This is a genomic window from Candidatus Omnitrophota bacterium (genome assembly GCA_041648975.1).
In the GTDB taxonomy this organism is placed as follows: Bacteria; Omnitrophota; Gorgyraeia; order 2-01-FULL-45-10; family 2-01-FULL-45-10; genus JAQUSE01.
Window position 1 is genome coordinate 1 of the sequence record JBAZNZ010000034.1, and the last position, 10076, is coordinate 10076.

Genomic DNA, 10076 nt, shown 5'->3' on the forward strand with positions numbered 1-10076 from the left:
CTAAGCCGACGTTATGATGAGCACATTGAAAATATTAGGTCTTTGTGATGGAGAAAAACGGTTATATATACGCATTTTTGCATATTAAAAGAGCCAAGGCTGTTCGAGGCCGGATCATCGTCCCGCCAACGGCGGGACGCCGGCCGAGTTGCCGCAGGCTCCCGTTTTTCGACTGAACAAAGACCGGCCCCATAGATAGAGCGCATGGGAAATATTTTCAGTGCTCACATAACTAGGCTTAGGTTTGAGCAGAGTTGGTATAATAATCAGGAGTGAATAAGTGGATAGGTGCGATATTATAATACCGGTATGGAATCAGCGGGCATTTACCAGGGATTGCGTCGACTCTATCATTAAGAACACAGACGGCAATTACCGCCTGATCATCATAGACAACGCCAGCGATGAAGAGACTCGCGGATATCTGGACGGCCTTAAGGAGATGAAGTCTCCTCCTGTCCTTGTCTTGCGTAATGATAAGAATGTCGGTTTCGTCAAGGCTGTGAACCAGGGGATACGCGCTTCAGACGCGCCTTACGTATGTTTATTGAATAACGATACTATCACGACCAAAGATTGGCTTAAATCCATGATAGATATCGCTTCAATTAAGAATGATATAGGTATAGTTAATCCCTCCAGCAATAATCTGGGCCAGAAGCCTGCCGACGGACAGCCGTTTGAACTTTACGCGGCTTCACTGGCCGCGGAAGCGGGAAAATTCGTCGAACTCGGCGCGGCGATAGGTTTCTGCATGCTCATAAAACGTGAGGTGATAGAAAAGATAGGCCTCTTTGACGAGATATACGGCATGGGGAACTTTGAGGATACGGATTTTTCGAAGCGGGCCGTGAAAGAAGGCTACAGGTGTGTCAGGGCGTGCGGCGCTTATGTGTATCACAGGGAAAGCTCGTCGTTCGGTAAAGTGAAGACGTTCGAAGAAGATTTTAAGAGGAACAGGGAGATATACGAATTCAGGTGGGGCAAGCCCAGGAGGATCGCGTATGTGCTCGATTCTTACGATGACAATGTCTTGAAAAGGCTGTCTTCGGACACTCTTAAACTGGCGCGGGGAGGCAATTGGGTCTCGTTCTTTTTAAAAGAAAAGCTCCCTCTGCCGGAGCACTCGAATATAAAAACGGTCGAACTGCCCGGTAAACACTTTTACCTTAATACCCTGTTCAATATACTGAAAAAGAAGAAGAAGTTCGATGAGATATTCGTGTCAGAAGAGAAGTTCGGCAAGGTGCTGGAGAGGCTGACATTTATCCATTGCGCCAGGGTGAAATATTACTGACGGAGATATTATGGGCCATATACCTGTATCGGTGGCTATCATAGCCAAGAATGAGGAAGAGAATATTGCCAGATGCCTCGCGAGCGTCAAGTGGGCGGACGAGGCCATCGTTGTCGATGGTTTTTCTACGGACAGGACCGTTGAGATAGCGCGTTCGTCCGGGGCAAAGGTGATACAGCGCCGCTTTACGGGTTCGTTCGCGGACGACAGGAATGCGGGCCAGGACAGCGCAAAGAACGATTGGGTCCTGCACCTTGACGCCGACGATGTAGTGACTAAAGATTTTGCGGCCAGGATGGAAGAGACGCTGTCTAAAGGCGAAAGCGTTGTAGTTTATAAATTCCGGCGGAAGAATTTCTTCCTGAGCCATGCTATGGACCATGGGGGATTCCATCATTACATCCCGAACCTCGTCGACAAAAGACATGTGCGATACGAGGGCGTCGTCCATGAGGTACCAGTTTACAAGGGCAACATGGGCCAGATAGAAGCCGACATCGAGCATTATCCGTTTGGTTCCATAAGCCAGTTTATAGTAAGACAGAACCGCTATACGGATATTTCGTCAAAGGAACTGCTGAAAAAAGAGGGAATCTTGCCCGAAGCGAAGATAAAGAGCAATATGATATTAAAATCGCTCAAGATGTTCTGGAAGTCGTATGTTAAGAAGCAGGGTTATAAAGAGGGGATGTACGGGCTGGCCTTCGCAGTGCTCTTCGCGTGGATACATTTCCTCAAATGGGCGAAGTACTGGGAGCTCGTCAGGAAGAAGGGATGAAATTTTTCGCTTTGCCCTTGCGCCGATTCGGCTAACCGGCCAGTGGGCTTCGCCTAATTTTGATATCAAGTGTGTTTGGTTTTGTGTATAGTGTTTAGGCTTTTTTGTTCTTATGGTAACTATGGCGCTAAAGTGCTTTGGGTATTAATGAGACGTTATCAAAATTTACGGCTCAACCCACGTGGCCGGTTGCCGTCGTCGCCATAACGGGGCGAAGAAATTTTGCTGAGGGGGCAGGTTAAAAAGAACTTCGGCAACCGCCCGTAAGTTCCCTGCCCGCCTGACACAGTCGAAGTCGGGCAGGCGGGCGCCATCTGAGGAGCGAAAAATTTTACAAGGGAAGCAGATAAAACCTAAGCCGACGTTATGATGAGCACATTGTCCCGCCTAGAGTCTAATACGGGGCGGGATCCCGCCAGAATATGACAGAGGGCGGGAATAATATTAGGTTAAAGTATGCGGGCTGGGAAATTTTTACGGGTGATGCTCCTTCCAGACTTTTTCTCGATAAGGGCGAAGTTTGGGATGGGGCAGTACAGATACGCGCATAGAATATACCGATATGTAATGACTTCAGTGTCAAGTTAGACCGTTATTTACAGAGTATAGTATAAAGAAATAGGGAGATTGTAAACCCCAAACGAGCCCTTTAAAAGAAAAAGTCGAAGGAGCAGCAGCCTGCCCGCCTGAAGCGGTCTCTCGCTGGCAGGCGGGGACCCGTAAAAATTTCCTTGTGCTCACATAACAAGGCTTAGGTTGAAGCAGGATATTAAAATAGTCAGGAGTGAATAAGTGGATAGATGCGACATAATAATGCCGGTGTGGAACGAGCATGAGATTACGCGGGAGTGTGTCGATTCCTTACAAAAGAGTACGGGCTATCCCTTCAGGCTCATCATAATAAATAACGGGAGCGACGCCGCGACAAAGGGCTATCTCGACGGCCTCTGCGCTAAAAAAGAGACGGAAATCGTTCTCGTGCGTAACCCTGAGAACTTGGGGTTCGTGAAGGCGGTGAACCAGGGCCTGAAACTATCCGACAGCCGCTATGCGTGCATCATGAACAATGACACAATCGCAACGGAGGGATGGCTTAAAGAGATGGTCGATGTCGCGGAATCTGATCCGGCGATCGGCCTCGTCAACCCCTCGAGCAACACATCGGGGCAATTCCCGCCGGACGGAAAAGGCATAGAAGAGTACGCGCTTTTGTTAAAACAGTTCAGAGGGGAGACCCAGGAGCTGTATAATTGCCGGGGATTCTGCATGTTGTTGAAAAAAGAAGTCATAGAAAAGGTGGGGCTGCTCGACGAGGAATATGGAATAGGCTACTTCGAGGAGACCGATTACTGCAGGAGGGCCCATGGAGCGGGGTTTTCGGCAGTCAGGGCAAAGGCCTCTTACGTCTATCACAGGGAGCGCGCGACCTTCGATAAGCTGAAAGATGCGAAAGCGCTGTTCAAGGCCAATGAAAATATCTTTTTCAAAAAATGGGGCAGGCCCGTAAAGATAGCTTATCTGGCGGATTCAGCGTCATATGCCGACAAGACCAATGATATTGCGGTAGACGCCGCAAGGCACGGATACAGGGTATCAGTTTTTCTGAAGAAAGGGCTGCCGTGGCCCGTAAAGATAGACCATTTTGACATACGCAGGCTCGATATCAGTGCGGCCCTATTCGGCCTTATCTCGGCCTGTAAGATATTGAAGGACAGAAAAAAGAAACCACTTGAGGTCGTGATCACGGATAATGAGGCGCTGGGGCGGTTCCTGACGGCGATGAAGCCTTTGCACGGTTCCGAGGTCGTGGTGGGCGCGGACAAGAAATCGGTGCTCGAACTGCTGGAAAAAAGGTCAAGAAACTTTTAAACCAGAAAAGGAAGATATATGGAAAAGAAGGCTTTATCGGTCGTAATGCCGGTTTTCAATGAAAAAGAGACTATCCTGAAGATCATCGAGAAGGTCTTAAAGCTCGACATAGTGAAAGAATTGATAGTTGTGGATGATCTTTCCACGGACGGCACCCGGGACCTGTTGAAGAACGCGAAATTCGACGCTCGTGTGCGGATATTTTACCATGACAGGAATCAGGGAAAAGGCGCCGCGCTCCGCACCGGCTTCAAACAGGTCACGGGCGATGTAGTGGTAGTACAGGACGCCGACCTCGAATACGACCCGAACGAATTCCTCGAGATGATAACGCCTATAGAAGAGGGTGTGGCCGACGTTGTATACGGCTCCAGGCTTTCCGGCGGAAGGCCGCAGAGGGTCCATATGTTCTGGCACAAATTAGGCAACTGCCTGTTAACGTTCGTCGCGAACCTTCTATATAACTCGACGCTTTCCGACATGGAAACGTGTTATAAGATGTTCAGGGCGGATATCCTGACCGGCATACAGATAAGGTCCAACGGTTTTTCGGTCGAGCCCGAACTGACGGCCAAGATCCTGAAGAACAAGAAACTGCGCGTCTATGAGATACCTATATCCTATTACGGCAGGAGTTATGCCGAAGGCAAGAAGATAACCTGGAAACACGGCATAAGCGCCCTTGCGGCTATACTAAAATACAGGATGATGGATTGATGAAAGCGCGAAAAATGAGAAAAGCCGTATTTATCGACAGGGACGGTGTTATAAACAGGGATCCCGGAGGGTGGACGGAGCACAGCTATGTTACGAAATGGGACGATTTCTATTTCCTGCCGGAGGCGAAGGACGCCATAAAGAGGCTGACCGATAAAGGTTACGATATTGTAGTGGTATCAAACCAGGCCGGCGTGAGTAAAGGTTATTACACTGTCCGCGCGCTTAACAACATCAATGCGAAGATGCTTAAAGAGATAAAGAAGGCAGGCGGCAGGATAACTAAAGTGTACTACTGCATACATAAGGATGAGGACGGGTGCGGGTGCAGGAAGCCTAATACAGGCATGTTGGATCAAGCTGAAAGAGAGCTGGACGTCGATGTGGCGGGGTCGTATTTTATCGGCGACGGGAAGGTCGATGTAGAGGCCGGCTCGAAGGCCGGGATGAAGACTGTCCTGGTATTGAGCGGCAAGACCACCCTCGAGGCGGCTGCCGGGTGGGACATCAAACCCGACCATATTTTTGCCGACCTGTCGGAAGCGGTTGATTTTATCGTGGCAGCCAAAAAGAAGAGGGAGTGAGAAAATGGCGAAAAAGATATTGATATGCTACGCTACGGCCGGCATCGGCCATAAAAAGGCCGCGTTGGCTGTCGAGGCCGCGTTCAAAGAGTTGTCGCCGGAAGGGGTGGAATTTTCAATAATAGATTCCCTGGATTATACCAATCCCTTTTTTAAATGGATATACCTGAAAGTATATCTTTTGATGGTGAATAAGTTCCCTCTGCTGTGGGGACTTTTATACTACCTGACCGATAACTTCTACGTTAACCTTATTGTGGCCCCGATGAGGAGGTTCAATAACTGGCTTAATTCCGGAAAGTTATCCAAGTTTCTTATCGAAATGAAACCCGACGTGGTAATATCGACGCATTTTTTCGGAAGCGAGGTAATAGCCGACATGAAACGGCGCGGCGCGATGGGCTCGCGTCTAGTGTCCATAGTAACGGACTACAGGCTGCATTCGTGGTGGGTGTCGGGCTTTGTAGATACGTATATTGTGGCCGGAGAGGATGCCGTAGAAGATCTCCTGAAGTGGAAGACGCCTCAGTCAAAGATAGCCGCGCTGGGAATACCCGCAGAGCCGATCTTCGCCAAAAAACTGGATAAGAAAAACATAAGAGAAAAGACGGGGTTGCCGGAGAATACCTTTACGCTCCTTGTCATAGGAGGAGGATTCGGTGTAGGCCCTATAGAGGAGATAATAGAAGCGGTCGGAGGCATGTCCATTCAGATAATAGCCGTATGCGGCCACAATGAGGAGCTCGTCCGGAAGCTTGAGGGCCTAAAACCTTCCTTAAAGGCCGGGCTTAAGGTGTTGGGGTATGTGGATAATGTTTACGAGTATATGGAAGTCTCCGATCTCCTGATCTCGAAGTCAGGCGGGATAACGGTTACGGAAGCGTTGACGAAAGAATTGCCTATGGTCGTCATATCTCCGATCATCGGCCAGGAGACCCGCAATTGCGATTTCATGACAAAGCACGGGGCGGCCATAAAAGTGGATAAAGCGTCGGACGCGAGGCGCGTCGTGGAAGAGATGATCGCCGATCCCGCGAAGATCGGCAGGATGAAAGACGCCATAAAGAAGATAAAAAAACCTACGGCCTGTTATGATATAGTCCGTCTGGCGATAGGCGAGCATTGAAAGGATCGAGTAAAATGGAGAGCGGATTAAAAGACGTAATAGATTCTATCAGGTCATACCTTGAGCTTGAGAAGGAGTCCGGTTTTAAAGAATGTTTTTTCAGACCCGGTTCGGACACAGGTATGGGTCAAGGCGTCCTAACAGATGATCTTGCGGCACTGAAGAAAGAGGTCATGGCTTGCGCTCAGTGCGGCCTGTCAGTGACGCGGCACAATGTAGTCTTCGGCTCCGGTAACCCTAAGGCAGACCTGATGTTCATAGGAGAAGCTCCGGGGCGAGATGAGGATATCCAGGGGCTTCCATTTGTGGGACGCGCGGGCCAGCTCCTGACCAAGATAATAGAGGCTATGGGGTTGAAAAGGCAGGATGTTTATATAGCGAATATATTGAAATGCCGCCCTCCCGATAACCGCGCGCCTCTTCCGGCGGAGATACTCGCCTGCGAGGAGAACGTCAAGCGTCAGGTCGGGATAATAAAACCGAAAGTTATATGCACATTGGGGAAATTCGCGAGCCAGACGCTTCTCAAGACTGAAACACCCATTTCCGCGTTGCGGGGGAAGTTCCAGGAATATGAAGGAATAAAGGTCATGCCCACATTCCATCCCGCGTATTTATTGAGGAACCCGAACGATAAGAAGCTCGTTTGGGAAGATATGAAGAAGGTGCTGAGAGAACTATAGTAGCTGTAAGTCGTAAGTTGTAAGTTATAAAAGTGAGATTACATGAACGCACCGAAATATGCTCAAGTCGCTGTAGCGCTCCCGATTGACAGAATATTTCACTATTCCATTCCGGCTTCGCTTTCGGACCGTATTGCGATAGGGAAACGGGTCTTTGCGCCTTTCACGAACCGGACGGTGGTGGGATATGTGGTCGGTTTCAGTGATGAGGCCGATGTGAAAGAGACGAAGGATATAGTCTCGGTCATAGACGACAGCCCGATAGTCAGCGAAGAGATGCTGAAGCTTACCGCGTGGGTAAAAGACAATTATTTCTGTTCCTGGGGCGAGGCTATAGCCGCGGCCATACCCGGAGGCATAAAGAAAGGCGGCACCGCCATAGGATCCCGGATCAAGGAGCCGCACATTAATATATTAGATTTCCCTCCCACGACCCCTCATGACCTGAATGAAGAACAGAATAAGGCCCTTAAGGTGATCGAGGAATGTATCGATAAAAAAGAGCACAAGACATTTCTCCTGCACGGGATAACGGCGAGCGGCAAGACAGAAATATACCTGCAGTCCATAGAGAAAGTACTGAGCAAGGGAAGGCAGGCGATAGTCCTCGTCCCGGAGATATCGCTTACCCCGCAGACTATCGAACGGTTCGTTTCGCGGTTCGGCGACCACGTCGCGGTCATACATTCGCGTCTTACGCCGGCGACGCGGTTCCTGGAATGGAAGAAGATCAAGGACGGCAAGGCCAGGATAGTTGTAGGCGCGCGCTCCGCGATATTCAGCCCTATGAAAGATATAGGCGTAATCATAATCGACGAAGAACACGAGACGTCTTACAAACAGGACGATGTCCCGCGGTATCACGCGCGCGATGTGGCCGAAGAGAGGGCGAGGCTGAATAACTGCCCGCTTATATTAGGCAGCGCCACTCCTTCGCTTGAATCCTATTACAAGGCGAAGAAAGGCGAATATAAGCTGGTCAGGCTTACGAAGCGCATCGACGAGAGGCTGCTCCCGAAATCGAAAATAGTCGATATGAGAATGGAGCTCGCGACGAGAAAGAGGGTCGCCATATTTTCCAAGGTACTTCTCGACGCGATAGAGAAGACGCTGAAGAACGAGAAGCAGGCTATAATTTTCCTGAACAGGCGCGGCTTCTCGACGTTTATAAGCTGCAAGAAATGCGGGCTCGTATTGAAATGCAAAAGGTGCGACACGGTCCTGGTCTACCATTACGACAGCAAGAAACTCCAATGCCATTACTGCGACTATACCGCCCAGCCGCCGGATATCTGTCCGAAGTGCAGGAGCTCGTATATAAAATATTTCGGGCTCGGGACCGAAAAGGTCGAGTCGGAGCTAAGCCATAGTTTTTCGCATGCCCACATGGCGAGGATGGATTCCGACACTACCGTCAAGAGAGGTTCGCACGATAAGATACTGGGCTCATTCAAGTCGGGCGATGTCAATCTGCTGGTCGGGACGCAGATGATAGCCAAGGGGCTCGATTTCCCACAAGTCACTCTGGTCGGCATAGTCTCGGCGGATGTCTCATTAAATATTCCTGATTTCAGGTCGAGCGAGAGGACGTTCAACCTGTTGACGCAGGTCTCCGGCAGGGCGGGCAGGGGCGAGGACGGAGGAGAGGTCATCATACAGACCTACGCGCCAGGCCATTATGCCATACTTTGCGCGGCTAAACATGATTACGATAAATTTTATGAGGAAGAGATAGTGTCCAGGAAAGAGCTGCTCTTTCCGCCTTTTATCAATCTGGTGAAGATCACCGTCAGGGCGAGGAACGAGGAGCTGACGAGGAAAGCGGCCTCTGACCTGGCCGAGGCGATCAGGGCCGAGGACCGCTCGGCTAAGGTCGCTGGCCCCGCGCCGGCGCCGATATCGAGGATACGCGGATATTTCCGTTACAACATATTATTAAAGGGCCATGACAGGCTCGCTATGTGCGCGCTATTGAAGAAGGTTCTCTCAAGGTTTAGGAAACCGCATGGCGTGCTTGTGGCGGTCGACGTCGATCCAATCTCAATGTAGTGCGGGATAAAATTTTTCGCTGTATCACAGGGCAGCTTAACGGCAGGCGCCCTTTCGGCTAATTTTGCCGTCAAGAGTATATGCGTGGGTGTTTATTGTGGATTATAATATTGCCGTTATGGAGACAACGGCTTCAAGAAGTTTAGGTGTATCGCAGTCTCGGCAAAATATAACGCCTCAAGGGCAACCTGCCGTTATCTGCCCCTGCAGTCCGAGCGAAGAAATTTTACTAAGGGGACAGGTTAAAAGTCACTCTGGCAACCGCCCGCAAGTTCCGCCATCTGAGGAGCGAAAAATTTTACAGAAAGGAACGTAAAAGAAATGAAGCTTTTTTTAAAAATATTAACCGAATTATTTATCATTGCATTATTAGTATCTGGTTTTTATCTTGATAAAATAAACGATTTTTCTTGGCTATTTAGCCTAATTGATCCAAGATATGTTAGGGCAAATCAAGGAATTAATATTCTTATATCAGAAAAGGCCGCGTTGTTTCCCGAGGATGAAGGCTTTACTGAATTGACGGAAAACATAAGAATGTATATTGAGCCAAAAGAAGCCGCTCAAAATGTTGTATTTGAGAAATTACAACGAACTGACGGGGAATGCGATTATTCCGAACAGGGAATATGGTCCCTTTAAGCAAAATTGAAATATACATGAAAAATAAACAATCGATGGAAGTCAATCTTTACGATATACGTACTAATATAGGAAAACCTTTAAAACAAAAAGTATTGGGTTTATCACAAATCATGTTTTGGATTGGTATTATAATGCAAATAGGCATTGTAATACTTCAATTTCGAGGCAATAAGAAAACAATATAAATCTAAACAGCTTCGATAGCTTATAACCTAAGCCGACGTTATGATGAGCACATTGAAAATATTAGGTCTTTGTGATGGAGAAAAACGGTTATATATACGCATTTTTGCATATTAAAAGAGCCAAGGCTGTTCGAGGCCGGATC

9 protein-coding genes are annotated in these 10076 nt (G+C 48.7%); all 9 read left to right on the top strand.

From position 1 onward, the window contains the following. Positions 1-280: 280 nt before the first annotated feature. The 9 genes from WC592_08735 (at position 281) to WC592_08775 (ending at position 9745) form a co-directional block, all read left to right on the top strand. The gene (locus tag WC592_08735; GenBank protein MFA4982534.1) at positions 281-1297 is read left to right on the top strand and encodes a glycosyltransferase family 2 protein; all 1017 of its coding nucleotides are present in this window, start codon (positions 281-283) and stop codon (positions 1295-1297) included. Positions 1298-1307: 10 nt separating this feature from the next. Next, positions 1308-2075, top strand: a complete 768-nt coding sequence (locus WC592_08740; protein ID MFA4982535.1) for a glycosyltransferase family 2 protein — start codon at positions 1308-1310, stop codon at positions 2073-2075. Positions 2076-2867: 792 nt separating this feature from the next. Further along, positions 2868-3944 carry a glycosyltransferase family 2 protein gene (locus WC592_08745; protein ID MFA4982536.1) on the top strand — a complete coding sequence of 359 codons (1077 nt, stop codon included), beginning with the start codon at positions 2868-2870 and terminating at the stop codon, positions 3942-3944. 18 nt (positions 3945-3962) lie between these two features. Beyond that, positions 3963-4661, top strand: coding sequence for a glycosyltransferase family 2 protein (locus WC592_08750; GenBank protein MFA4982537.1), 699 nt, complete (start codon positions 3963-3965; stop codon positions 4659-4661). Beyond that, positions 4661-5245: a D-glycero-beta-D-manno-heptose 1,7-bisphosphate 7-phosphatase gene (gmhB, locus tag WC592_08755; GenBank protein MFA4982538.1), complete on the top strand. Its 585-nt coding sequence runs from the start codon at positions 4661-4663 to the stop codon at positions 5243-5245. The genes WC592_08750 and gmhB overlap by 1 nt, the downstream gene beginning before the upstream one ends. Positions 5246-5249: 4 nt before the next feature. Continuing rightward, on the top strand, positions 5250-6371 hold the full coding sequence (locus tag WC592_08760; GenBank protein MFA4982539.1) for a glycosyltransferase: 1122 nt from the start codon (positions 5250-5252) through the stop codon (positions 6369-6371). Between the two features lie 14 nt (positions 6372-6385). Then, positions 6386-7054 carry a uracil-DNA glycosylase gene (locus WC592_08765; GenBank protein MFA4982540.1) on the top strand — a complete coding sequence of 223 codons (669 nt, stop codon included), beginning with the start codon at positions 6386-6388 and terminating at the stop codon, positions 7052-7054. Positions 7055-7096: 42 nt separating this feature from the next. Continuing rightward, positions 7097-9103, top strand: a complete 2007-nt coding sequence (gene priA, locus WC592_08770) for a primosomal protein N' (GenBank protein MFA4982541.1) — start codon at positions 7097-7099, stop codon at positions 9101-9103. Positions 9104-9424: 321 nt separating this feature from the next. Further along, a complete protein-coding gene (locus WC592_08775; GenBank protein MFA4982542.1) occupies positions 9425-9745 on the top strand; it encodes a hypothetical protein in 321 nt (106 codons plus the stop codon). Positions 9746-10076 lie beyond the last annotated feature (331 nt).